The sequence below is a fragment of the Virgibacillus sp. Bac332 genome (assembly GCF_003667785.1).
Lineage (GTDB): Bacteria > Bacillota > Bacilli > Bacillales > Amphibacillaceae > Virgibacillus > Virgibacillus salarius.
The window spans coordinates 4,493,914-4,519,073 of sequence record NZ_CP033046.1 but is presented as its reverse complement, the minus strand read 5'-3'; the positions used below and the strand labels follow the sequence as shown (position 1 = coordinate 4,519,073).

Annotated in this window: 20 protein-coding genes; 18 read left to right on the top strand and 2 right to left on the bottom strand. The window is 37.0% G+C overall.

Features of this window, described 5'->3' with window-relative positions; translation table 11 throughout:
• The first annotated feature begins 173 nt into the window (after nucleotides 1-173).
• The 6 genes from D9782_RS22045 (at nucleotide 174) to asnB (ending at nucleotide 7,816) form a co-directional block, all read left to right on the top strand.
• A complete protein-coding gene (locus D9782_RS22045; protein WP_121605951.1) occupies nucleotides 174-1,199 on the top strand; it encodes an ABC transporter ATP-binding protein in 1,026 nt (341 codons plus the stop codon).
• Nucleotides 1,196-2,191 (top strand): ABC transporter ATP-binding protein, encoded by a 996-nt coding sequence (locus tag D9782_RS22040; protein WP_121605751.1) that lies wholly within the window; start codon nucleotides 1,196-1,198, stop codon nucleotides 2,189-2,191. The genes D9782_RS22045 and D9782_RS22040 overlap by 4 nt, the downstream gene beginning before the upstream one ends.
• Before the next feature lie 27 nt (nucleotides 2,192-2,218).
• A complete protein-coding gene (gene opp4A, locus D9782_RS22035) occupies nucleotides 2,219-3,940 on the top strand; it encodes an oligopeptide ABC transporter substrate-binding protein (protein ID WP_226983547.1) in 1,722 nt (573 codons plus the stop codon).
• A 42-nt stretch (nucleotides 3,941-3,982) separates the two neighbouring features.
• Complete coding sequence (gene opp4B, locus D9782_RS22030) at nucleotides 3,983-4,948, top strand: oligopeptide ABC transporter permease (RefSeq protein WP_121605750.1); 966 nt, start codon at nucleotides 3,983-3,985, stop codon at nucleotides 4,946-4,948.
• Nucleotides 4,949-4,963: 15 nt separating this feature from the next.
• The gene (opp4C, locus tag D9782_RS22025; RefSeq protein ID WP_026680098.1) at nucleotides 4,964-5,857 is read left to right on the top strand and encodes an oligopeptide ABC transporter permease; all 894 of its coding nucleotides are present in this window, start codon (nucleotides 4,964-4,966) and stop codon (nucleotides 5,855-5,857) included.
• A gap of 111 nt (nucleotides 5,858-5,968) precedes the next feature.
• Nucleotides 5,969-7,816, top strand: coding sequence for an asparagine synthase (glutamine-hydrolyzing) (gene asnB / locus D9782_RS22020; protein WP_121605749.1), 1,848 nt, complete (start codon nucleotides 5,969-5,971; stop codon nucleotides 7,814-7,816).
• A gap of 498 nt (nucleotides 7,817-8,314) precedes the next feature.
• Here asnB and D9782_RS22015 read toward each other — a convergent pair whose 3' ends face one another.
• Entirely contained in the window at nucleotides 8,315-8,785 is a 471-nt protein-coding gene (locus tag D9782_RS22015; protein ID WP_121605748.1) for a PTS sugar transporter subunit IIA, read from the bottom strand.
• Nucleotides 8,786-8,960: 175 nt separating this feature from the next.
• Here D9782_RS22015 and D9782_RS22010 point away from each other — a divergent pair, with 175 nt between their 5' ends.
• Nucleotides 8,961-10,502, top strand: coding sequence for a PTS transporter subunit EIIC (locus D9782_RS22010; RefSeq protein ID WP_026680095.1), 1,542 nt, complete (start codon nucleotides 8,961-8,963; stop codon nucleotides 10,500-10,502).
• Nucleotides 10,502-11,191: an N-acetylmannosamine-6-phosphate 2-epimerase gene (locus D9782_RS22005; RefSeq protein WP_026680094.1), complete on the top strand. Its 690-nt coding sequence runs from the start codon at nucleotides 10,502-10,504 to the stop codon at nucleotides 11,189-11,191. The genes D9782_RS22010 and D9782_RS22005 overlap by 1 nt, the downstream gene beginning before the upstream one ends.
• A 29-nt stretch (nucleotides 11,192-11,220) precedes the next feature.
• Here the strand turns inward: D9782_RS22005 and D9782_RS22000 are convergent, their stop codons facing one another.
• A complete protein-coding gene (locus D9782_RS22000) occupies nucleotides 11,221-12,030 on the bottom strand; it encodes a MurR/RpiR family transcriptional regulator (RefSeq protein ID WP_026680093.1) in 810 nt (269 codons plus the stop codon).
• Nucleotides 12,031-12,261: 231 nt separating this feature from the next.
• On the opposite strand from D9782_RS22000, the gene D9782_RS21995 reads away from it, so the two are divergent.
• The 10 genes from D9782_RS21995 (at nucleotide 12,262) to D9782_RS21950 (ending at nucleotide 24,991) form a co-directional block, all read left to right on the top strand.
• Entirely contained in the window at nucleotides 12,262-14,625 is a 2,364-nt protein-coding gene (locus D9782_RS21995; RefSeq protein ID WP_121605949.1) for a penicillin acylase family protein, read from the top strand.
• A gap of 587 nt (nucleotides 14,626-15,212) precedes the next feature.
• Nucleotides 15,213-16,043, top strand: a complete 831-nt coding sequence (locus D9782_RS21990; RefSeq protein ID WP_026680091.1) for an MIP/aquaporin family protein — start codon at nucleotides 15,213-15,215, stop codon at nucleotides 16,041-16,043.
• Between the two features lie 12 nt (nucleotides 16,044-16,055).
• A complete protein-coding gene (gene glpK / locus D9782_RS21985; protein WP_121605747.1) occupies nucleotides 16,056-17,549 on the top strand; it encodes a glycerol kinase GlpK in 1,494 nt (497 codons plus the stop codon).
• A gap of 143 nt (nucleotides 17,550-17,692) precedes the next feature.
• Nucleotides 17,693-18,688 (top strand): dihydroxyacetone kinase subunit DhaK, encoded by a 996-nt coding sequence (gene dhaK, locus D9782_RS21980; RefSeq protein WP_121605746.1) that lies wholly within the window; start codon nucleotides 17,693-17,695, stop codon nucleotides 18,686-18,688.
• A gap of 12 nt (nucleotides 18,689-18,700) precedes the next feature.
• The gene (gene dhaL / locus D9782_RS21975; RefSeq protein ID WP_121605745.1) at nucleotides 18,701-19,324 is read left to right on the top strand and encodes a dihydroxyacetone kinase subunit DhaL; all 624 of its coding nucleotides are present in this window, start codon (nucleotides 18,701-18,703) and stop codon (nucleotides 19,322-19,324) included.
• Nucleotides 19,324-19,704, top strand: coding sequence for a dihydroxyacetone kinase phosphoryl donor subunit DhaM (dhaM, locus tag D9782_RS21970; protein WP_026680087.1), 381 nt, complete (start codon nucleotides 19,324-19,326; stop codon nucleotides 19,702-19,704). The genes dhaL and dhaM overlap by 1 nt, the downstream gene beginning before the upstream one ends.
• 147 nt (nucleotides 19,705-19,851) lie before the next feature.
• Complete coding sequence (locus tag D9782_RS21965) at nucleotides 19,852-20,802, top strand: threonine ammonia-lyase (RefSeq protein WP_121605744.1); 951 nt, start codon at nucleotides 19,852-19,854, stop codon at nucleotides 20,800-20,802.
• 474 nt (nucleotides 20,803-21,276) lie between these two features.
• Complete coding sequence (locus tag D9782_RS21960; RefSeq protein ID WP_121605743.1) at nucleotides 21,277-22,863, top strand: ATP-binding protein; 1,587 nt, start codon at nucleotides 21,277-21,279, stop codon at nucleotides 22,861-22,863.
• A gap of 15 nt (nucleotides 22,864-22,878) precedes the next feature.
• Complete coding sequence (locus D9782_RS21955; protein ID WP_026680084.1) at nucleotides 22,879-23,544, top strand: response regulator; 666 nt, start codon at nucleotides 22,879-22,881, stop codon at nucleotides 23,542-23,544.
• A 442-nt stretch (nucleotides 23,545-23,986) separates the two neighbouring features.
• On the top strand, nucleotides 23,987-24,991 hold the full coding sequence (locus tag D9782_RS21950; protein WP_051388257.1) for a tripartite tricarboxylate transporter substrate binding protein: 1,005 nt from the start codon (nucleotides 23,987-23,989) through the stop codon (nucleotides 24,989-24,991).
• Nucleotides 24,992-25,160 lie beyond the last annotated feature (169 nt).

Sequence of the window (25,160 nt, the reverse complement as noted above, 5' to 3'; positions counted from 1 at the left end):
CTGTAAAGCAATCAGAATAGTAAGGATTTAGAAAGGAAGCTTCCATTTACTATTAGATATAAACGAAAATAAAGAAAGGTAATATTATTTAAATTTTTAAATAATATATATCATAGTCAACTATTACAATTACGTTACATTTCCATAACAGCAAAAAGGGGGCAATATCATTGATGAAAAATAATAAAACACTACTAGAAATAAAAAATTTACATACTGGTTTTTCAAATAATGGACAAATATATCATGCTGTTGATGATGTGAGCTTTGAGATTCAAGAGAAGGAAGTTATTTGTGTTGTTGGTGAATCTGGCTGTGGAAAGAGTGTGATGTCCTTATCCATTATGCAATTACTTCCGCAAGAAAATGCAAAAATTACAAAAGGAGAAATAAGGTTTAATGGGATGCCATTAACAAATAAAACGGATAAAGAGATGAATAACGTCCGCGGAAAAGAAATAAGTATGATCTTCCAAGAGCCTATGACAGCGCTTAATCCGGTTTTTACAATTGGTTCACAAATACAAGAGGTACTACATAATCACTTAGATATCTCTAAACAAGCAGCACGTAAAAAATCGATTGCATTGATGAAGCAGGTTGGAATTTCTAGACCAGAGAAGGTAGTAGATGAATATCCCCATCAATTATCTGGGGGAATGAGACAGCGTGTGATGATAGCGATCGCCATTGCTTTAAATCCGAAATTATTGATAGCTGATGAACCTACAACTGCGCTAGATGTAACTGTTCAAGCACAAATATTAGAATTGCTTACATCCATTCAGCAAGAAGCGAATACAGCAATTATGTTAATTACACATGATTTAGGAGTTGTAGCTGAGATGGCAGATAGCGTAATGGTTATGTATGCAGGGCAGATTGTAGAAACGAGTACTACAGTAGAATTATTTTCTAGCCCAAAACACCCTTATACAGAAGCCTTATTACATAGCATTCCTAAAATGGAAGAAGATGTTGAACGTCTCCATACAATTGGAGGAATAGTGCCTTCGTTAACGAGTATGCCGCAAGTCGGCTGTCGATTTCGTGACAGATGTCCAAAGGCTTTTGCGGATTGTAGGTCTATAACACCAAAGCTCGCTCCTGTAGGTGATGGTCATTTGGCCAGATGTCTCCTTTATCATTCATGCTATCCAAAGCAGCATAGAACAGCAGAGGAGGGAGTTGAAAAATGAAGGAGCTAAAAAAAATAGAAGAGGACCATGAACTACTGCGAGTCAAGAATCTAAAAAAATATTATCCAATTCATGGAGGATTCTTTAAACGGAAGATTGGTGATGTAAAAGCGGTTGACAGAATCTCCTTAACATTAAAGAAAGGCGAGACTTTTGGGCTTGTAGGTGAATCAGGCTGCGGAAAATCAACTGCTGGTAGGACCATACTACGTTTGACAAATGCAACAGACGGCGAAATTATTTTTGATAACCAAGATATTACAAGGTTAAGAGGTAGAAAGCTTAGAGAAGTTCGTCGGCATTTTCAAATGGTTTTTCAGGACCCTTATGCATCCCTAAATCCCAAAATGATGGTTGGTCATATTGTTGATGAGCCAATACGGAACTATAGTTCGAACAATCACCGTGACATACGGCCAAAAGTGAAACAACTTTTAAATAAGGTTGGCCTTCGGGAAGAAGATTATTATAAATATCCCCATGAGTTTTCTGGAGGCCAAAGACAGCGAATAGGTATTGCTAGAGCATTGGCTTTAAATCCAAAATTAATTGTAGCAGATGAACCAGTCAGTGCATTGGACGTTTCCATTCAATCACAGGTTTTAAATTTATTAAAGGATATCCAAGAAGTATTTGATCTAACTTATCTTTTTATTGCGCATGATCTAAGTGTTGTGAAACATATGAGTGATCGAATCGGTGTTATGTATTTAGGGAATTTAGTAGAAGTAGCTACAAAACAAGACATGTATAAAAATCCAATGCATCCCTATACACAAGCGTTAACGTCAGCTATACCTAATCCGAATCCACTTCGTAGAAAGGAGCGAATTATCTTAAAAGGAGATGTACCTAGCCCCCAACATCCGCCAAGTGGTTGTGTTTTCCATACACGTTGTCCAATGGCGATGGAGGCCTGCAAAAAGGTAGTTCCTGAATTGAAGGAGGTGAGGCCGAATCATCAGGTCGCATGTCTTTTATATGATAGATAGACTTTCTTATTTTAGGGGGGAGCTAATTTGAAGAAATATTGGTTTTCATTCATGTTATTGCTTATGTTAACAATGTTATTAGTGGCTTGTTCAGAAGAGGAGGGCGATAAGGAAAAGGAAAATAATGAGACGCAATCGGAGGAAGGGGATAAGGAAGAAGCTACAGGTCCAGTTGATGGTGGGACATTAGTTTATGCACTTGATTCGGCTCCTGAGGGATTATTCAACATTAATTTCTATGGAATAGCAGTTGATGCCGAGGTGATCGATTTTTTAGATGATGGATTAATTACGTATGATGAGGAACTAAAACCACAACCAAATGTGGCGGATTGGAAAACAGAAGATAATCAGCATTATACATTTACCTTCCAAAAAGGGGTGAAGTGGCATAACGGCGAAGAATTAACTGTACATGATTGGGTTTTTGCGATAGAAACACTAGCACACCCTGATTATGATGGACCACGATATACTAATGTCCAAACCATAAAGGGTGTACCAGAATTTAAAGCCGGAGAAGCTGATGAAATCGAGGGAATACATGTAGTCAATGATTATGAAATCGAGATTACATTTGATAAAGCTCGTGTTAATAACCTAGAAAACTTGTGGACATATCCTCTCTCTAGAAAGGAATTTGAGGGTATTCCAGTAGCCGAAATGTCGGAATCTCCGCAAGTGCGTCAAAAACCTATCGGAATTGGACCTTTTAAAGTAAAAGAGATTATTCCTGGTGAATCTATTCAGTTTGAGTCGTTTGACGATTATTGGCAAGGGAAGCCTCATTTAGATAGTATCGTGTTAAAAGTTATTGACCCAAGCTTAGTAGTTGGCGAGCTGGAGAATAATCAATTGGATATGACAGCTTTTCACCCAAGTAATTTTGAGTCTATTCAAGCACTTGATAATACGGATGTAATAAGAGCACCAGGACTCTCTTATTACTATGTTGGGTTTCGATTAGGAACGTGGGATGGAGAAAAAAATGTCATGGATTATGAGAAGTATCATGATAAGCAACTTCGGAAGGCGATGGCTTATGCTATTGATCGGGAGTCGTGGATTAACGAATTTTTCTTTGGTTTAGGTCAGCCTGTAAATCGACCAATTCCAACTGCTCACTGGATTTCAGCGGATGATTCTGATGTAACAGTGTACAATTATGACCCTGAAAAGGCAAAGGAATTATTAGATGAGGCAGGATATGTGGATGTAAATGACGATGGTATTCGAGAAGATCCAAATGGTGAAGAATTTAAAGTCAAGTTCAGTCATTATGCTACACAGAATCCGACGTTTGAAGCTCGTGCAAAAGCACTAACACAATATTGGAATGATGTCGGATTAGCTACAAAGTTAGAAATGCCAGAAGCGAACCTTTATTATGAGCAACTTGAAGAAGCAGATGAATCTATGGAAGTATTCTTTGGAGGATGGAGTACGGGGACAGATCCAGATCCGACAGCCTTATGGGGCAGTGACCAATTATGGAATTACCCACGTTGGGTAAACGAAAAAAATGATCAATTGCTTGCAGATGCAATTGATATCAATGTAGTGGGTCAAGATCAAGAGAAAAGAAAGCAAATCTATATGGAATGGCAAAAAAATGTAAGTGAAGAAGTTCCAATGATAACGATTGCTGAATTGGAAGAGGTAATGGCTGTTAATACAAGAGTACAAGGTGTTGAGATGGATGTATCAGGATTAAATAGTTCCCATGAATGGTGGATTAAACCTAACTAAAGGCTAGATTTTTAATCTGTAATAGATAAGGAGTATGGCACTATGTGGAAGTATTGCTTAAGAAGAATATTAGGTATGATTCCAATGTTGTTCCTTATCTCCATTGTGGTATTTACCCTGGCAAAAATGATGCCAGGGGATGCCCTCTCTGGAGAAATAGATCCGCTTAATACAGATCCAGTTTATATTGAAGATATGAGAGAAAAGCTTGGGTATAATGATCCGTATCATATCCAATATGGTCGTTGGATTTCTGATTTTATTCAGGGTGACTTTGGTCGTTCAGTACGTTATAAAATGCCGGTATCAGATTTAATAGGTGAAAAATTAGAAAATACTATTTTTTTAGGAATAAGCGCATTAATTATTACGTATTTCCTATCCTTTACGATGGGGATTTTCGCTGGTAGGAAACCTTATACAATAGGTGATCATATTATTGGTGCTGCTAATTATTTTGGAATGGCAATTCCATCGTTTGTTGCCGGAGTGTTTGCTATTTATTTCTTTTCTTTTCATTTAGGTATATTTCCTTCCAATGGTTCTGTTGACATAACCTTACAAAATGGAACAATGGAATACTGGCTTAGTAAACTACATCATGTTATTTTACCTGCACTCGTTTTAGGATTATTGAGTACTGCGAGCTATACACAATTTTTACGAAATGACATTATTGAAAATAGCCGAAAGGATTTTGTACGGACCGCGCGTGCTAAGGGAACAAGTAATAGAAAAATCTATCATGTACATATTTTGAGGAATTCTATTATTCCGCTCATCACGTTTTTAGGTTTTGATATTGTTTCCTTAGTTAGTGGTGCTATCATAACCGAAACTATTTTTACCTATCCTGGAATAGGACAACTATTTGTACAATCTGTTCAAACGAATGACTATGCGGTATTAATGGCATTAACAATGATGTTTTCATGTTTAGTTTTAGTTGGTAATTTAGTAGCAGATATTCTATATGGAGTCGTCGATCCAAGAATTCGATTAGATTAGGAGGGGGAGTTTGTCATGATCAATTCTCCAAAGCATTTGAAATATAGTAAGAAAATGTCACCATGGGCAATGGCAAGAAAGAAATTTATGAAAAATAAACTTGCTATGGTAAGCACATGCTTCTTATTGTTTGTGATTGTTATTTCTTTTCTTGCACCTTATATAACTACTACGGATATAACTAGAGTTAATATTGGTGAAACTTCGTTACCACCCTCCTCCGATCACTGGTTAGGTACTGATAAGAGTGGAAGAGATGTATACACACGTTTACTTTACGGTGGAAGGGTTTCTTTAATGGTAGGCATATCCGTTACTTTCATTGTTATAAGTTTTGGTTCTTTAATTGGATCTATTGCAGGCTACTTCGGTGGTGTTGTTGATAATCTACTTATGCGCTTTACAGATTTTGTCCTGAATTTTCCTTTTCTAGTATTCGTTATTGTATTAAATGCAATATTATTTGGTACAGTTTCTGGCGTATGGGTGTTAATTATTGTTATTAGCCTTCTAAGCTGGGGAGGAACAGCAAGAATTGTGCGAAGTAAAATTCTTGCTGAGAAAGAAAATGAATATATTATAGCAGCTCAATCAATCGGAACTTCATCTGCAAAGGTTATCATTCGACATTTATTACCAAATGTTATTTCGGCAATCATTGTGCAAGCAACATTATTATTTGCAGGCATGATTGCCGTTGAGGCTGCCTTGAGCTACTTAAATTTTGGAGTGCCACAAACAGTTCCTAGCTGGGGGAATATGCTTTCATCAGCTAATGAACCAGATGTACTACAAGGAAAACCATGGATTTGGATCCCACCTGCACTTGCGTTAATAGTTACGATTTTATCCATTAATTTTATTGGAGAAGGATTAAAGGACGCACTAAATCCAAAGTCCACGAGGTGATTGTTTTTCTTGAGAAAAACTTATCCATAACGGAAGTTTTGTAATTGCCAATTATGAATTTGCATATAATGGCTAGGTAAATGTAAAGCATCAAGAGAGGGGGACATTATTTTGTGTGGAATTACAGGTTATATCGATTGGCAAAAAGACGTTAGAGAAGATAGCGAAATGCTTAAGAATATGACGGAAACATTGTCATTACGTGGACCAGATGAGTCAAACATATGGTTGGATCAGCACGTTGCCTTTGGACATAAGCGGCTTTCCGTTGTTGACCTCATAGGGGGGAAACAGCCGATGCAAAAAGCTAAAGATAACTATTCTTACACAATTGTTTATAATGGCGAGTTATATAATACGGAGGAATTACGGCAGGAATTACGGAAAAAAGGATATGTGTTCCGTACGATGTCCGATACGGAGGTTTTGCTTACAGCTTATATCGAATGGGAAGAAGCTTGTGTTGATTACTTGAATGGAATTTATGCTTTTGGCATATGGGATGGAAAAAAGGAACAGTTATACATGGCAAGAGATCGACTTGGGGTTAAGCCATTGTTTTTTTATGAATCCGAAGGTCAGTTTATTTTTGGTTCAGAGTTAAAAGCGATACTAGCACATAACGATGTGAAATCAGAGGTTGATCTATCAGGTTTGGCGGAAGTTTTTGGATTAGGTCCGTCTCGAACACCTGGGCATGGCATATTTAAAAATATGAAGGAATTACGTTCCGCGCATGCGCTTACCTTCTCAACGAATGGTTTAAACATATGGAGATACTGGAATGTAAAAAGTCAAGAACATACAGATTCTATTGAAGAAACGACACAGAAGGTAAGGGAATTATTTGTTGATGCGGTAGAACGACAGCTTGTTGCAGATGTACCTGTATCCACGTTTTTATCTGGTGGTCTAGACTCAAGTGCAATTACCGCTATTGCTTCGAACCATTTTACAAAGCAAGGAAAAGCACCGTTAACAACGTTTTCTATTGATTATGAAGGAAATGCAGACTATTTTGAAGCAAGTAAATTTCAACCTGCGATGGATCAGCCGTGGATCGATAAAATGGCGGCTACGTTTAAAACAGACCATCATGATGAGGTGATTTCTGGCCGAGAACTTGCTGATCATCTCAAGGAGTCTGTTTATTTACGTGATCAGCCGGGGATGGCAGATATTGACTCCTCCATGCTATGGTTTTGTAGGCGAATAAAGAAGCGTACAACGGTAAGTCTTTCTGGAGAATGTGCGGATGAAATTTTTGGTGGGTATCCTTGGTTCCATGATCCGACTACAGCCAGTGGAGCAGGGTTTCCATGGATGCGTTCATTAGATTCACGTATTGACCTTCTCCATCCTGAGTGGCAAGAAAAATTAAATCTAAAGGATTATGTTTTCCAACAATATCAGGAAACGATTGAAGAAACACCTCGATTGGACGGTGAATCAGAAATTGATGCACGTAGAAGAGAGTTATTCTATTTAAATATGCATTGGTTTATGGCACAACTCCTCGATCGTAAGGATCGAATGAGCATGGGAGCAAGTTTAGAAGTTCGTGTACCCTATGCAGACCATAAATTAGTAGAATATGTATGGAATATTCCATGGGATATGAAAATGCTTGAAGGAAGAGAAAAAGGTATTCTTAGGAAGGCAATGGAAGGGATTCTTCCTGATGAAGTGCTATACCGAAAGAAAAGTCCGTATCCTAAAACGTTTCAACCAGAATATACGAAGGCAGTAAAAGCATGGATGGAGCAAATATTATCAGATAAAGATGCCCGTTTATTTGAATTTTTAAATCGTGATAAAGTAGAAGCTATTTTACAAAGCGAAGGGCGTGAATTCAAGGCCCCGTGGTATGGTCAATTAATGAAAGGACCACAATTAATCGCTCATCTTTGTCAAATTGATTATTGGTTGCGAACATACGATATAACGGTAAGTGAATAAGTAATAGAGATATAAGGCTTTGTTAATGGAAAACAGCTTTCTAGAGACTGGGACAAAAGAATTTTTAGCAATGTAAAACCCAAACCTTATCTGAAATATTTTAGATAGGTTTGGGTTATTATTTTGGAGATAGGTAGTTCATTCATCGCTTAGTCAACATGCTTCGCTTTCCGCGGGCACGTCTGGGCACATCTTCAGGTCGAACTTTTTGCCGTAGGATAAGGAAAGCTTCGGCAACGATACATCATACGCAGAAAAAGCGTTCTTCTTTTTCAAGGAGTCTACGTATTTTGGCTGCGCTTCGTATTAACAATTATTTTATTAAATTAGAGGCTTTGCTACTGTGGTTAACGCTTTTTCTATTAGGAACCAAAACTTTGCCTTATAGGATCTTCCATTATTCGTGCCATCGAATGGTTTCCCCAATTTATTTACTTTCTCTTCAAGTCAAGTTCAGCTTGTTGTCTAGTTAAAGTCAATCAAGCCAATTGTCAAACATTATCCTTGTTTCTCTATGGATAGAATTTCATCTTTACCTGCGGAAACAAATCGTGATTCCATTTGCGAAATTCGCTGCATATCAGCGGTATTCGTAATAATAATTGGAGTAATGGCACTTGCGGCTTTTTCTTTAATTAAGTCGACATCAAAGGAAATTAATTTCTCTCCTAATTGCACGTTATCTCCTTCTTTGACAAAAACCTTAAAGCCTTCTCCTTTTAAGCTAACAGTCTCAAGACCTATATGTATGAGGATTTCTATATTATTCACGCTTTTAAGACCAATTGCATGTTTAGTAGGAAAAACCTGTATAACCTTCGCATCCACTGGTGAAACTAATATCCCGTTACTTGGCTTAATAGCGACACCATCTCCTATCATCTTCTCAGAAAATACAGGATCTGGAACATCTGCTAACTTTATTAAATTACCATCAGTTGGAGCAACTAATTTCAATTGGCTACTCATTAAAAAGTTTTTGAAACATATAATTCCCTACCTTCTATAAAAATTCAACCACAAAATTAGCTAACTTTTTTGAAAAAGCTGTCTGTAAGCGGTAAAAAACACTTGATAAAAATAGTTTACACAATTAAAATTAAAATGTAAATTATTTTCATATCAAAGAAATGAGGTGGATCGTATGAAGAATGCTTTTTTTGAAAAGGCACAACGGTTTGGTAAGTCATTCATGCTACCAATTGCCGTTCTTCCAGCTGCTGGGCTGCTACTTGGAATAGGTGGGGCATTTAGTAATCCTGCAACCATTCAAGCATATCCAATTCTTAATCATGCATGGCTACAAGCAATTTTTACAATTATGAGCTCTGCTGGAAATATAGTTTTTGCCAACTTAGCATTAATTTTTGCGGTAGGGGTAGCTATTGGACTGGCTAGATCTGATAAAGGTACAGCTGGCCTAGCTGCAGTATTAGGTTATTTAGTAATGAATGCAACGATTAACGCAATGTTAACGATTACTGGAAAGCTAGCTGAGGAAAACCTTGCAGAAGTAGGGCAAGGAATGGTGCTTGGTATTCAATCATTGGAAACGGGTGTATTTGGTGGTGTAATTTTAGGCTTGATGACGTATTGGTTGCATCAAAAATATAATAAGGTAGAATTACCAAAATTTCTCGGATTTTTTGGAGGATCACGATTTATTCCAATTATCACTGCATTTATGTCAATTATATTAGGTGTCATCTTATTTTATGGTTGGCCAGTTATCCAATCAGGAATTTTCTCTCTCGGTGGACTTGTAGAAGTAACAGGATATATAGGTACATTTATATACGGATTCATTCTTAGACTACTTGGACCTTTTGGGTTACACCATATATTTTACATTCCATTTTGGACAACGAGTTTAGGTGGATCAATGGTTATAGATGGTTCACTGGTAGAAGGAACACAGCGGATTTTCTTTGCACAGCTCGCACAACCGGATGTCGAACAATTTTTTATTGGAACAGCTCGATTTATGGCTGGTAGACATATTACTATGATGTTTGGACTTATTGGAGCATGTTTAGCAATTTATCATACTGCAAAACCGAAGAACAAGAAGAAAGTCCTTGGTCTAATGCTATCAGCGGGGTTAACTTCTTTCTTAACCGGTATAACCGAACCGATAGAATTTTCATTTTTATTTATAGCTCCAGTTTTATATGTTATCCATGCGTTTTTTGATGGACTAGCATTTATGCTAGCACATATTTTTGAAATAACGATTGGCCAAACATTCTCGGGAGGTTTTATTGATTTCCTATTATTTGGAGTGCTGCAAGGAAATGAAAAAACAAACTGGATTATCGTTCCTATCATTGGTATAGTTTGGTTCTTCCTATATTACTTTACGTTTAAGTTTATGATTAAAAAATTTAATTATAAAACACCTGGACGTGAAGATGAAAATACAGAAACACAGACTTATACAAAAAGTGAAAGAGCAGAGGCTATTATTTCAGGATTAGGTGGCGAAGCAAATATTAAAGATGTAGATAATTGTGCTACTCGCTTAAGAGTTAGTGTATTTAAAGCGGATTTAGTGAAGAAAGACGACTTAATGAAAACTGGTGCCAAAGGTGTCGTAGCTAGCGGAAATGGTGTGCAAGTTATTTATGGCCCTGAAGTATCCACCATTAAAAATCAAGTAGAAGAAGCGTTAGGAGAAATTGAGTAATGAATGTTTTAAACCAACTAGAAAAACAATTAATTGTATCATGTCAAGCTTTAGAGGAAGAGCCACTTCATTCTTCAAAAATCATGGGAAAGATGGCTATCGCTGCTCTAGAAGGAGGTGCTAAAGGGATACGTGCTAATTCCGTAGCGGATATCTTAGAAATTAAAAGTCTGGTAGACCTTCCAGTTATAGGGATTATTAAGCAGGAGTATGCAGATAGTAACGTCTATATTACTCCTACACGAAAGGAAGCAGAGGCATTATTGGCAGCGGGAGTAGACATTATTGCAATGGATGCAACAAATCGTAAAAGACCAAAGAATGAAAAGCTAGCTGATATTATACAACTGGTGAAGTCTCAATCTGCAAATGTAACTCTCATGGCAGATATTTCTACAGTTGCAGAGGCAATTCAAGCTGAAAAGCTAGGATTCGATTGTATATCGACAACACTAGTAGGGTATACCGAGGCCACTCAAGGAGCGAATATTGCCGATGATAATTTTGCGTTATTAAAGCAAATGATTCGGTCAGTTTCAATCCCTGTAATTGCTGAAGGAAAGGTCGATACGCCATTGAAGGCGGTAAAAGCATTGGAAAATGGCGCCCATTTTGTTGTGGTGGGAAGTGCGATTACAAGGCCACAAATAATTACCAAGACTTTCACAGATGCTTTAAAAAAAGGTTAATCAAGACATAGGACCGGTAATCGCCGGCCCTATATTTTTTTATACTCATTTAAGGCATGTAATGTTAAGTCATGTTTTTCTTGTGCATCTTCTTTATGTAAGAGAAGTAGCATGCTTAATATATCTAATGAGAGTAGAATGGATAGTTGGCTATTCATAAAACCAATTTCCTGATATGTTTTTAAGTTTGAAGTATATAATATAAGGTCGGAACTGTTTGCTAATTTTGTTTTGGAAAAATTTGTAACAGCTATAATTTTTGCATTGTTTTTTTGGGCGAGCTTTACACCATCAATAACTTCCTGCGTTTTTCCTGAACTGGAAATCGCAATGACTAGATCCTCACTTGTAAGAATAGAAGCATTAATAATCATATCATGTGAGTCCGTGTGTGTATCTACTGTAAAACCCATTCTCGCCAGCCGAAGCTTTAATTCCTGTGCTGATAATCCTGAGCTCCCTAGTCCATAGATATGGATAGCTTTTGAAGAAACAATCCAATCACAAGCCGTTTCATACTTCTGTATAGATGTAAGAGAGTTTGTAGATTTAATGACGGAGTGATAAATTTGATCTACTTTCTCAACCGCATTATGAGTTTCTAAAGTTTCCTCTACGGCGTCTCTAAGTAAGATTTTAAATTCAACAAAGCTAGTTGCACCTATTTTTTTACAAAAACGGGTAATAGTAGCGATGGACACATTGATTCTATCGGCTAATTCCTGTATATGTATATTTAATAATGTTTCACTATGGTGTATTATATAATCAGCTATTTTCTTTTCTGTTTTACTTAGTGTTTGGTACTTTAGTTGAATTTCATCTAAAATTGACCTCATTTTCTACCTCCAGCATTTTTCCCCACTTCTAATATATACTAATTTTATTATATAGAAGAAATAAATAAATGAAAATATAACAATGCTTGGGAAAGGTGTTTTTCGATATTCCTCCCGTAAAAAGAGTGGCTGTAATTATTTGGAGAGAGGATAATAATCCATGCTTGGCGAATAGTATTACATAAAGGAAGGTGGTTAATAGTGGAAGAAAGAATACCTAAAGAACAACCAATGAAAAGAAAAAAAAGGAATAAGAAGAAAATTGTCTTATTTAGTTTTAGTGTGCTATTAATAGTGAGTATATTTTTATTTTTGTTTGTAAACGCATACATAAATCGGTCATTGGCTCTGGTGGAGGGGAAGATTGAGTTGCCAATGCTGAAAAAGGATGTTCTTGTACGTACGGATGATAACGGAGTTCCGCATATTCAAGCTGCTAATGAGCATGATTTATACATGGCACAGGGTTATGTACAAGCACAGCATCGTTTATTCCAAATGGAGATGTCGAGAAGACAAGCATCTGGTACATTAAGTGAAGTAGCTGGAGAGTCAGCAATAGATCATGATAAATATTTTCGTACTTTAGGTCTGCGAAGAGCAGCTACTAAGTCTTATGATGTATATAGTACTGAGGCCAAGCAGGTACTTGATGCATTTGCTGCTGGGGTCAACGCGTATTTGACAGAAGCGATAGAAACGAACAGTTTGCCTATTGAATTTACATTAATGGGCTTTAAACCGGAAAAATGGACGCCGATAGATTCACTTACAATAGGTAAATATATGGCTTTTGACTTAGGAGGACATTGGGAGCGGCAAGCGTTTAATTATTATTTATTACAGAATTATAATAAAGAAGAAGCATATGAATTATTTCCAAGCTATCCATCTGGAAAACCAGTTATTATGAATGAACAACCTGTTTCTGTTATCGATAGTTTCGAGAATGCAATTATACCTCATGCGTTTAATGGTAGTAATAATTGGGTTGTAAGCGGTGAAAAAACAGAATCAGGATTACCATTATTAGCTGATGATCCTCATTTAGGATTAGCAACACCGTCTATTTGGTTGCAAATGCATTTAGAAACGGAAAGTCAGAATGTTAGTGGCGTCATTTTTGCTGGTGTACCCGGTATCATATTAGGTCATAACGATCAGATTGCATGGGGGGTTACTAATACAGGTCCAGATGTCCAACAACTATATCTTGAAAAAAGAAACCCTGAAGATACTACAGAATTTTTATATGAGGAGGAATGGGAGCAAGCTAAAATTATTGATGAACCAATTAAAGTAAAAGATGGTGAAACGATCGATTATCAAGTAATTGAAACAAGGCATGGTCCAGTAGTTTCAGAGTTTGCTAAAGATAGTGGAAAAGATAACGTATTATCATTAAAATGGACTGCTTTAGAGCCTACGACAGAATTAGAAGCAATCCTTGAAATAAACCGTGCAAATGATTGGAAATCCTTTGAACAGGGCTTAGAAAAATTTCTTGTTCCAGCTCAGAATTTTGTGTTTGCCTCAACGGATGGAACAATAGCTTATAAAGCAAATGGTAATATACCAATTTATCAGAATGGCAATGATGCTTTATTACCTCTACCTGGATGGAAGGAATCTTATGAATGGAAGGGCTATATTCCATTTGATGAGCTTCCAATTATGATCAACCCCAAAAAGGGCTATATAGCAACAGCTAATAATAAAATAACTACAGATGACTATCCGTATCATATTAGTAATGTGTGGGCACAACCTTATCGTTATGAACGAATTGCAGAAGTACTAGATGCTAGTCATTCACTGACAGTGGAAGATATGAAAGGGCTGCAAATGGATGATATGAATTTGCAAGCAAAAGAATTTTTACCTCTTTTTTTAGAGGCTTTAAACCAATTAGAATTAACTACGCAAGAGGAAAAAGCTTTAGAAATACTTCGTAATTGGGATTATCAGGATGATTCTACTGCCGCACAACCGCTACTATTTCATTATTGGATGGATAAAATCGAAGCAATCATTTATCAGGATATTCCTGAAGAAATGATGGATTTGTTTGGCTCACGTGGCCAAACGACTGATCAATTGCTTAGAAAAGCTTTACATGGTGAGTCTACTTTTTGGATTGATGAACAAGGTGGAATGGAGCGTTTATTACAAGAATCCTTACGTAAAACGTTGAAAAAATTAAATGAGGATTATGGAAGTGATATGAAAAATTGGCAGTGGGGAGATTATCATCAAGTACAATTTGTTCATCCATTATCAGGAATTCATCCCGTCTTAGAATTTTTCTTTAATAATCAAGATCCTGTCCCTGTGGATGGAAGTGCAGTAACTCCAATGGCAGCTAGTTATGAAGAAAACGGCCTAGTTGATCATGGAGCATCATGGAGATTTGTCATCGATATGGCATCCCCGAAATCCGGGTATCATATTGTTGGCCCTGGACAATCTGGACATTTCAAAAGCGATTGGTATCATGATCAGGTGGATGACTGGGTGACAGGAAATTATCACAAAACGCAGTTAGATGATGTAAAAGGTAAAACACTAATACTGCAGTCGGTCAAAAATGACTGAGTTTTATAAACATAATTCGATAAAATAGGACAAATTTATTACCCGGGAAATAAATAAGAATTACTGTGATCAATACGATAAAATGTAAACGCAATAAAGTGAAACTTCAATCAGTGGAGAGGTGATGATCCCTCACTGATTGTTAGTACCACAAGGGTATGATTTAAAGGCCCTAGAACCAACTGGACCTTCACTGCCAGTTGTATACGGGATAAAGCTATATGGTAAATGGGTAATATTACCATGAATTGGTTAACTGGAGAAACCACAGTATATTCAGAGACAATTTTAAAATGTTGTTGACAGCGTTTCCATACTAAAGTAGAATAAAACTACAAGTTAATTATGTGGCGGAGAATAGGAGATCCACACTTTAATTGCAACTTCCTTGGGGAAAGTATGTCTATTAAAGTGTGGATCTTTTCGTGTCAATTGCTTTCTTTTATTTCTCAATCTGCATACCATGTGGTTTAGCTATTGATGAATTGCTAGTTATTTTGATGGGAGAGGTTGAATCAGCATCAGTTGGCCAAATCTTCGGTTTTCCATGATTAACTTATAGAATAATAGAATAAGGGGTGTTATACATGTCTGAATTTTTAGCAGAACTTATTGGAACAATGATATTAATTATCTTTGGTGGCGGTGTTGTTGGAGGCGTTGTTCTAAAACAAACCAAAGCTGAAGGTGCTGGCTGGGTAGTCATTACGATCGGCTGGGGACTTGCTGTAGCAATGGGGGTATACGCAGTTGGTAACTTTTCCGGAGCACATATTAACCCAGCAGTTACATTAGGATTTGCTGCGATTGGCGAATTTCCATGGTCCAAGGTTCCTTTGTATATAACGGCACAGATGATTGGAGCAATTATTGGAGCAGTAATTGTATTTTTAAATTATTTACCACATTGGAAAGAAACAAAAGATCAAGGTGCTAAGTTAGGTGTTTTTGCTACTGACCCTGCCATACGTAGTCCTTTTTCTAACTTGTTAAGTGAAATTGTTGGTACTTTTGTTCTTGTAATGGGACTTTTATTTATAGGTGCAAACGAATTCACAGAAGGCTTAAACCCTATTATTGTTGGCGCTTTAATTATTGCTATCGGTATGTCGCTTGGTGGAGCAACTGGATATGCAATTAATCCTGCGCGTGATTTAGGTCCAAGAATTGCACACGCTTTACTTCCTATACCAGGCAAAGGTGGATCTGACTGGGGATATTCCTGGATTCCAGTGCTTGGCCCAATTATCGGTGGAATTTATGGTGCGTTATTCTACAATGCTTTCTTCACAGGTAGTTTCTCGACTGGTTTTTGGATTATGAGTGTAATGATGGCTGTCATCATAATAGGTGCAGTTAGTGCGGAATTAAAGAAAAAGGAAACGCTTGCTGATAAAATGGAAAATAAAGCTATATAGGAGGAATGGATGATGAATAACCAATTTATTTTATCTATTGATCAAGGTACTACAAGTTCTCGAGCGATTATTTTTAACCACAAAGGAGAAATTGTCCAGACAGCGCAAAAAGAGTTTGAACAATTCTTTCCACAGCCTGGTTGGGTTGAACATGATGCCAATGAAATTTGGACCTCCGTTCTAGCTTGTATTGCAGAGGTATTACGCAAGGCTGATCTAGAACCAAATCAAATTGCTGGTATTGGTATTACAAATCAACGGGAAACAACGGTAGTATGGGATAGAAATACGGGGAAACCAGTATACAAAGCGATTGTCTGGCAGTCTAGACAAACGGAGGCTATTTGTAAAGAGCTAAGAGAAGCTGGCTACAATGAACTATTTAGAGAGAAGACAGGATTGCTGCTTGACCCTTATTTCTCTGGTACGAAGGTTAAATGGATTTTGGATAATGTGGAAGGTGCAAGAGAAAAAGCAGACAACGGTGACTTAATGTTTGGCACAATAGATAGTTGGCTAGTATACCGTCTGTCTGGTGGTAAAACGCATATTACTGATTATTCCAATGCTTCTCGAACATTAATGTTTAATATTTACGATTTAAAATGGGATGACGAGTTATTAGATATACTAACTATTCCGAAAAGCATGCTACCAGAAGTAAAACAATCCTCAGAGGTTTATGCTCATACGGTTTCTTATCATTTCTTTGGAGAAGAAGTACCAATTGCCGGTATTGCTGGGGACCAACAAGCAGCGTTATTTGGGCAAGCTTGCTTTGAGAAGGGTATGGCGAAAAATACTTATGGTACTGGATGTTTTATGTTAATGAATACAGGTGAAGAAGGAGTTGCCTCTGAGCATGGATTATTAACAACACTCGCATGGGGAGTCGATGGTAAAGTTGAATATGCATTAGAAGGAAGTATTTTCGTAGCAGGCTCTGCTATCCAATGGTTACGAGATGGCTTAAGATTAATAGAAACTGCTCCAGAAAGTGAGAGCTATGCAACAAAAGTAGAGGGCACAGATGGTGTATACATGGTACCTGCGTTTGTCGGTTTAGGCACACCGTATTGGGATAGTGAGGCAAGAGGTGCTGTATTTGGACTTACCCGTGGTACAACAAAGGGTCACTTTATCCGGGCTACACTAGAATCATTAGCATATCAAACAAAAGATGTTTTAAATGCAATGATTGCGGATTCAAAAATAGATCTAAAGACATTACGTGTGGACGGTGGTGCAGTCAAAAATAATTTCTTAATGCAATTTCAAAGTGACATCATCGGTGTCCCTGTAGAGAGACCAGTTGTTCAAGAAACAACTGCTTTAGGATCTGCATATCTAGCTGGGTTAGCCGTTGGTTACTGGAAGGATAAGGATGAAATTGCAAAACAGTGGAATATAGAGAAAACATTTACGGATAATATGGAGGAAGAGAAGCGTAAAGCTCTATATGGCGGCTGGAAGAAAGCTGTTGAAGCAACTCGAGCATTTAAATAAAGCTTTAGCAAGAAAGGGGTCATGACTATCTAAGGATAAGAATGGCCCTTTTTTATAAAAAATTTCTAAGAAATAGTATTTATTTGTGTGATTAGGCTATAAACAGGGTATTTTTATAATAAGAAGATGAAAGGGGTAGTAAAATGAAAAAAATTATTAACGATCCAGATCAAGTTGTTCAAGATATGGTGAATGGGTATATTGCTGCTTACCCTGAGAAAGTTAGGTTAATACCTAATACGTTAGTGTTAGCAAGAAAGGAAGCGCCAATTAAAGGTAAAGTAGGATTAGTAAGTGGTGGTGGTAGTGGACATGAGCCTGCTCATGCAGGATATGTTGGAAAAGGTATGCTTGATGCAGCAGTTGCTGGTGAAGTATTTACTTCACCAACTCCAGATCAAGTGCTCGAAGCGATAAAAGCTGTAGATGGAGGTGAAGGGGTTTTTTTAATCATTAAAAACTATACGGGTGATGTATTAAACTTTGAAATGGCTGCAGAAATGGCTGAAGCTGAAGGTATCCAAGTCGAAAAGGTAATTGTTAATGACGATGTTGCAGTTGAAGATAGCTCCTTCACTACTGGTCGAAGAGGGATAGCTGGGACAGTATTGGTTCACAAAATAGCTGGAGCTAAGGCAGAAAGCGGTGGATCACTGAAGGAAATCAAGCAAGTAGCGGACAAGGTTGTAGCAAATGTACGCTCGATGGGAATGGCACTCACCTCATGTACAGTACCAGCTGCTGGAAAGCCAAGCTTTACATTGAAAGAGGATGAGATGGAGATTGGGATCGGAATTCATGGAGAACCGGGAATTGAGAGGAAGCCAATTACTTCTGCTGATGAAATTGCAACAGAATTAACAAATAGAATTCTCGAAGATATCGAAATATCAAAAGGAAATAATATTGTTGTAATGATTAATGGTTTAGGAGCTACTCCAGAAATGGAATTGTATATAGTAAACGAGAAAGTTCAGGGAATACTTCATGATAATGGCATTCATGTATATCGAACATTTGTCGGAGAATATATGACATCATTGGAGATGGCTGGTATTTCCATAACTTTATTGAAATTAGATGATGAACTAAAGACATTATTAGATGCTGGATCAGAAGCACCCGCTTTTCGCAGCTAGGAGGGATTTAATATGGAATTGGATGTATCACGTACTATAAAATGGATAAAACTTGCAAATGAAAAAATACAAATGAATAAAGATTACTTAACTACACTGGATCAACCTATTGGCGATGGTGACCATGGAATTAATATGGCTAGAGGATTTCAAGCTGTGGTAACTAAGTTGGATGAAGAGGATTATCAAGAGGTATCTGACGTTTTAAAGGATGTAGCGATGACCATCATGTCAAAGGTAGGTGGTGCATCTGGTCCTTTATTTGCAACAGTCTTCTTGAAATTAACGAATGCTTTAAAGGGTGAACAAATTATTAATCAGAAGCAGTTTGCAATAGGATTAAATGAAGCTGTTAGTGGATTAAAGCAACGTGGTAAAGCAACAGAGGGAGAGAAAACAATGGTTGATGTATGGTCCCCCATTGCTGATTTATTTCAGACAAATGAGGAAGTCGATCATTCTTCCATTTTACAGACTGCAAGCAATGCTTTAGAAAAAGTAAAAGATATGATGGCCACAAAAGGACGGGCCTCCTATTTTAAAGAAAAGTCGATTGGACATTTGGATCCAGGAGCTGTGTCATCATACTATATTTTTGAAGCATTGGCTGAAGTATGGAAAGGAGCATCTAAGTAATGGCTTATGTAGGTATTGTACTTATTTCCCATAGCTCAAAAATCGCTGAAGGAGCAAAGGAGCTTATCCGACAAGTAATAAAGGACGTACCAATTGAAACAGCTGGAGGTACAGAGGATTTAGAGATTGGAACAAGTATAGAAAAGATTAATGCTGCCATTGAGCAAGCTAATCAAGGTAATGGTGTGTTGTTATTTTATGATTTAGGTAGTGCAAAGATGAACGCTGAAATGGCAATCGAAATGACAGATCTTAAAGCGATAAAGTTAGTAGAAGCTCCTATTGTAGAAGGTGCTTATGTAGCAGCAGTAGAAGCTGGTATGGGCAAAAATTTAGAAGATGTATACGACTCGGTAATACAAGCTTTCGAACATAAATAGAAAAAACCCTTTACGGTTTGAAATACTCCGTAAAGGGTTTTTTCAATCTGGTGTTAGTATATAACTTGGATTATCAGCAAAGTAGAGGAAACTATTGCTATGCTGTCTGTTATACTTGAAAGTACAAGGCATGATGGGAGGATTTATATGATTACGGTAAATGATATTTACAATGCGAGAGAAACTATTACAGATACAATAAATAATACGCCCATTTTAGAATCTACACAGCTATCTTCTATCTGTAAGAATCAAATGTTTTTTAAAGCTGAGCACCTACAACAAACAGGGTCTTTTAAGATTAGAGGTGCCACGAACAAGGTTAAACGTGCGGCTCAAGAAGGGTCATCATTTGTTACGGCAGCATCATCAGGAAATCACGGCCAGGCAGTAGCCTATATTGCAAATCAGTTAGGAATACCAGCTACGATTGTCGTTCCTGAGGATGCTAATGAAAGTAAGGTAAATGCAATTCGTTCATATAAGGGGAAAATTGAAAAATGTGGAATGACTTCCTCTGAACGGCTTCCACGTGCAGTGGAAGTCGCAAAAGAAAATAATGGTATGATTATTCCTCCTTATGATGATCCATTAATCATTGCTGGCCAAGGTACAGTTGGATTAGAGATATTAGAACAAATAGATCATGTTGACGTTGTCGTAGTACCAATTGGTGGTGGTGGATTAATTTCCGGGATACTAACTGCTATTAAAGAAACGAAGCCATCGATTAAAGTTATTGGAGTGGAGCCTGAAACTGCTAAAGATACTTTTATTTCCTTACAGGAAGGAAAAATAACGAGTATACCACCAACGATAACAATAGCGGATGGCTTACGTACAACGCACCCAGGAACCCTTACCTTCCCCATTGTGAAGCGATTTATAGATGATATTGTTCTTGTAAGTGAAGTACAAATTAAACAGGCGATGACCTTTGTTTTACAGCGTATGAAGCAGTTGATCGAGCCTTCTAGTGCTGTAACGGTTGCAGCAGCTATGTTTGATAAACTTGGTGTCTATGATAAAAATGTGGTCTGTGTATTATCTGGAGGGAATGTTGACATCCAGCTGTTGAATGCATTCATTGTCCAGTAGTCACCTATATATGTATAGATAAAAATCTATTTATCCATCGATTTCTTCGTCGTAAAAGGATCGATGGATGTTTTTAATCTATTATCCAATTCCTCCATAAATTAATAAATCTATCCATTCTTTTATGTTACAATAATTTGATATTTTTAATTATTTGTACCGTCTGTTAATATAAAAATTACGTTTCTCTACCACTTCGATTGATTCCGCATATAATTTTGCAGTAAGTCCCCACTCCGGCAATAAAGTGAACCGTTCTGGAATGAGTGGGGGCGACTGCAATAAATGTCCGATTGGTTCGAGGGCCTTTAGGTCATACCCTTAGTGGTACTAACCATCCGTGGGGCTAAACAAAAACCCCCAACTGATTGAAGTTTCACTTTTATTATTTGCAATTATTTATGCTCTTCCTAAAGGCAGCTAATAGTACTATCCCATTCATTCCGTTGTGTTCTGTGTTTAAGGAGGGGAGATATGCTTCGTGTTTCATTACAAACAAAGATACTTGTCCTAATCTGTGGATTAATTATTTGTATAACTATACTACTGACTGGGATAAATGCTTATTTTGAATCGCAAGATATTGAAAAACAAATAGGGGAAAGAGCTTTAAATGTAGCTATTACATTTTCTCATATGCCTTCGGTAAGGAGTGCTTTTGATGAGGCACATCCAGAAAAAACGATTCAACCAATTGCTGAGGAGGTTCGAGAATACATTGGTGCAGAATTTATTGTAGTAGGAAATAAGGATAGTATACGTGTAGCTCATCCTGATACAAAGAAAATCGGAAAACATATGGTTGGGGGAGATAATGATAGAGCATTAAAACATGGTGAATATTATACATCAAAAGCTGTAGGAAGCCTAGGCTATTCGTTACGTGGAAAAGCGCCTATTTTTAATAAAGATGGTGACATAATTGGGATCGTTTCTGTTGGGTTTATGGTTGAAGATATTAAGTCGATTGTTTTCAATAAATTATTAAAACTAGGTGGAGTATCGTTATTGGTATTGTTGGCTGGTATCGTTGGTGGGGTCTTATTAGCAAGAAATATTAGAAAGGATACGTTTGGTCTGGAACCATATGAGATAGCAACTCTTTATCGTGATCGGAATGCCATCCTCTCTTCGATAAAGGAGGGGATTATTGCAATTGATCAAACTGGTAGAATTAATTTAATGAATGAGTCTGCGCAAAGAATTTTAGGAATTAATAATAACAAAGCGAATCAAAAAATAGAGGATGTTTTTCCAAATACAAAAATGTACGATGTACTTCAATCGGGAAACGTAATAAAAGATGAAGAAATAGCTTTAAATAATCGACAGGTTATTGTTAACCGTAAGCCAATCATAGAAAATGAACAAGTAGTAGGCGTAGTATCAAGCTTTAGGGATAAAACAGAGCTAAATGAAATGATAAATACATTGTCCGAAGTTAGGCAGTATTCCGAAGATTTACGTGCCCAAACACATGAGTACACCAATAAACTATATGTGCTTTCAGGGTTATTGCAATTACAACATTATAAAGAGGCTATTGAGTTAATTCAAAAAGAATCAAAGATACATGCGGATCAAAATAAAATTTTGCTTGATCAAATAAAAGATCAAACCGTCCAAGCTATCTTGTTAGGAAAAATAGGAAAGGCGTCAGAAAAAAAGATTGCGCTTACAATTGATCCGAATAGCTACTTACAGCCATTGCCGAAGCAAATGGATATGGCAAAATTAATTACAATTGTTGGTAACTTAATTGATAATGCTATGGAAGCAGTTGAACAACAAAATGTTAAAGAGGTTGTAATTTTTGCAACTGATATAGGTCAAGATATTGTATTTGAAATTGCCGATAGTGGCGAAGGCATCAATGATATGGAGGTTCAGCAAATTTTTCAACAAGGCTATTCTACAAAAGGAATGAAGGATCGCGGTTATGGATTAGCTATTGTTAAGGATACAGTAGAAGAACTTCAGGGAACTGTTGAAGTACATAATCAAAAACACAAAGGAGCAGTGTTTTCTGTTTTTATTCCTAAACAGACAAAAAGTGATTAGCAGAGGGGGGATGGAATGATACGTGTCATTATTGCAGAGGACGATTATCGAATTGCAAATATTCATGAAAAGTTTTTAGAGACAATCTCAGGTATAGAGGTTGTTGGAAAAGCGTTAAACGGAGAGCAAACACTGGATATGGTTAGCAAAACTGCAACTGATTTAATATTACTAGATATTTATATGCCTGATATGTTAGGTAGTGATATTATGCTAGAAATTCGTCATCGTAATCCTAACATTGATTTTATTATGATATCTGCAGCAACGGAGACAAAGATTGTTGGTAATGTCATACGCAATGGAATCTTTGACTATATCATTAAACCAGTTAAAATGGAACGGTTTATAGAAACTATCAAACGCTATAAAAATATGAAACAACAATTAGCAGCAAAAAATGAGGTAGATCAGTCATTTTTAGATGATTATTTTGGACAGAAGCTAAGTACTAGAGAACCAACACCAAAAGGAATAGACCCATTAACGCTTGAAAAGGTTGAAGGAATATTACATCAAGTAAATACTGGTATTACTGCTGAGAAAATGGGTTCTAAAGTTGGCGCCTCACGAACAACAGCAAGGAGATATTTGGAGTATTTAATATCCATTAATAAGGTTACGGCTGAATTAGAGTATGGTATCGTAGGAAGACCAGAGCGAAGATATCATTTAAAGTAGGAATTATGATGAAGGCTAGGCTCCGATAATTGATAATCTAAGGAAGCAGCAATGCACAAAGAATGAACTAATCATATAGTGTAACATGTTAGTTGTATAACACTGCTGGAAGTATGATGGAAGCAATCCCCATATGTATACGCCTGAGAAGGCTTGCCACTCATTTTGAAATAGCCACCATTCAGCAGTTGATAAATTCCCTCTCCGTTATTATGCTTGTCTGTATCGAAGAGGGAATTTTTGTCATCTTTTCGATAAACAGCTGATAAAAGATGAATAAACAATACATAGAAGTTAATCTCCTATTCCCGTGAACAAAATGCTCAAAATAGACAAAAAATTCTTATTGCATCTTATTTTGTAAACGGTTACATAAAGAAGGGATTTTATTAGAGTAAATAGTAGAAAGCAAACAATGATTTAAAACAGGGAGGAATGAGGAGTGAAACGGTGGATTACGCTTATCGGGTTTCTTGTGATCATACTTACAGTAACAGCATGTTCCGGTAAAGATGAAAAGGCAACTGGCTCATCAGGAGATTGGACACCTGAGAAACCCATTGAAATTATAGCACCAGCAGGAGCTGGTGGAGGCTGGGATACTACAGCACGCATGGCTGCTAAAGTATTCACAGAAGAAGGATTGATTGATCAGGACATTGGGGTTGTAAATAAACCAGGTGGTGGAGGTGCGGTAGGTTGGGCGTATATCGCAGGCAAACAAAAAAGTTCATATAATTTATTTGTATCCTCACCTCCAATTGTTTTAATTCCGTTAAATGGGCAGTCGGAATATGGACACGAGGATTTTACACCACTTGCTAATATGATAGCAGACTACGCTGCATTTGCGGTGTCAGCAGATGCAAAATGGGATAATCTTAATGATTTATTTGAGGATATGAAGAAAGATCCTGCTAGTATTACAGTTGTTGGTGCCTCTTCACCGGGGAGTATGGATCATATCCAGTTCATACAGATTGCAAAGGCTGCAGGGGTTGATGTGACAAAAATTAAGTATGTATCTGACCAAGAAGGTGGGGGACTGACGCAAGTGCTAAATGGAAGTGCAGACGTTTACTCAACTGGAGTGGCAGAAACAGTAGAACAAGTAAAGGCTGGGAAAATAAAGGTATTAGGAGTGTCTTCTGAGGAGAGATTAGAGGGTGAAGTTATAGAAGATTTTCCAACCGCTAATGAACAGGGGATTGATGCAACCTTTGTAAACTGGCGTGGATTTTTTGGACCTCCGGATATGGACGATGCAGCTGTGAAATATTATGAAGAAAAATTTAAAGAATTAAGTGATTCACAGGCTTTTGCAGATATCAGAGAGCAATATGGTTGGGATGAAATGTATATGGACAGCAAATCATATAAGTCATTTTTAGATGAACAGAAAGAAGAGATTCAGTCTTTACTAGATGAATTAGGTCTATCGAAATAGACCATTTCCTAGAAGTCAATGGCTAAGGTCATTGGCTTCTATCTTTACAATAATGAATAATTATATATGTTTCCTTACAGTTGGCGTATATCATCACACAAATTAATAAAGCGTAGCGTCTAAATTAGGTTTTAGCAATAAGGTATTTTAAATTATAGGTGGTGAAGGC

Excerpts from the sequence above, each read along its gene's own strand:
- dhaM (WP_026680087.1), top strand. The coding sequence starts at position 19,324 with ATGGCTTATGTAGGTATTGTACTTATTTCCCATAGCTCAAAAATCGCT.
- D9782_RS21955 (WP_026680084.1), top strand. The coding sequence starts at position 22,879 with ATGATACGTGTCATTATTGCAGAGGACGATTATCGAATTGCAAATATT.
- D9782_RS22000 (WP_026680093.1), bottom strand. The coding sequence starts at position 12,030 with ATGAGGTCAATTTTAGATGAAATTCAACTAAAGTACCAAACACTAAGT.
- D9782_RS22040 (WP_121605751.1), top strand. The coding sequence starts at position 1,196 with ATGAAGGAGCTAAAAAAAATAGAAGAGGACCATGAACTACTGCGAGTC.
- dhaL (WP_121605745.1), top strand. The coding sequence starts at position 18,701 with ATGGAATTGGATGTATCACGTACTATAAAATGGATAAAACTTGCAAAT.
- glpK (WP_121605747.1), top strand. The coding sequence starts at position 16,056 with ATGAATAACCAATTTATTTTATCTATTGATCAAGGTACTACAAGTTCT.
- dhaK (WP_121605746.1), top strand. The coding sequence starts at position 17,693 with ATGAAAAAAATTATTAACGATCCAGATCAAGTTGTTCAAGATATGGTG.
- D9782_RS22045 (WP_121605951.1), top strand. The coding sequence starts at position 174 with ATGAAAAATAATAAAACACTACTAGAAATAAAAAATTTACATACTGGT.
- D9782_RS21965 (WP_121605744.1), top strand. The coding sequence starts at position 19,852 with ATGATTACGGTAAATGATATTTACAATGCGAGAGAAACTATTACAGAT.
- D9782_RS21990 (WP_026680091.1), top strand. The coding sequence starts at position 15,213 with ATGTCTGAATTTTTAGCAGAACTTATTGGAACAATGATATTAATTATC.
- D9782_RS22005 (WP_026680094.1), top strand. The coding sequence starts at position 10,502 with ATGAATGTTTTAAACCAACTAGAAAAACAATTAATTGTATCATGTCAA.
- opp4C (WP_026680098.1), top strand. The coding sequence starts at position 4,964 with ATGATCAATTCTCCAAAGCATTTGAAATATAGTAAGAAAATGTCACCA.
- D9782_RS22015 (WP_121605748.1), bottom strand. The coding sequence starts at position 8,785 with ATGAGTAGCCAATTGAAATTAGTTGCTCCAACTGATGGTAATTTAATA.
- D9782_RS21960 (WP_121605743.1), top strand. The coding sequence starts at position 21,277 with ATGCTTCGTGTTTCATTACAAACAAAGATACTTGTCCTAATCTGTGGA.
- D9782_RS21995 (WP_121605949.1), top strand. The coding sequence starts at position 12,262 with ATGAAAAGAAAAAAAAGGAATAAGAAGAAAATTGTCTTATTTAGTTTT.
- D9782_RS22010 (WP_026680095.1), top strand. The coding sequence starts at position 8,961 with ATGAAGAATGCTTTTTTTGAAAAGGCACAACGGTTTGGTAAGTCATTC.
- opp4B (WP_121605750.1), top strand. The coding sequence starts at position 3,983 with ATGTGGAAGTATTGCTTAAGAAGAATATTAGGTATGATTCCAATGTTG.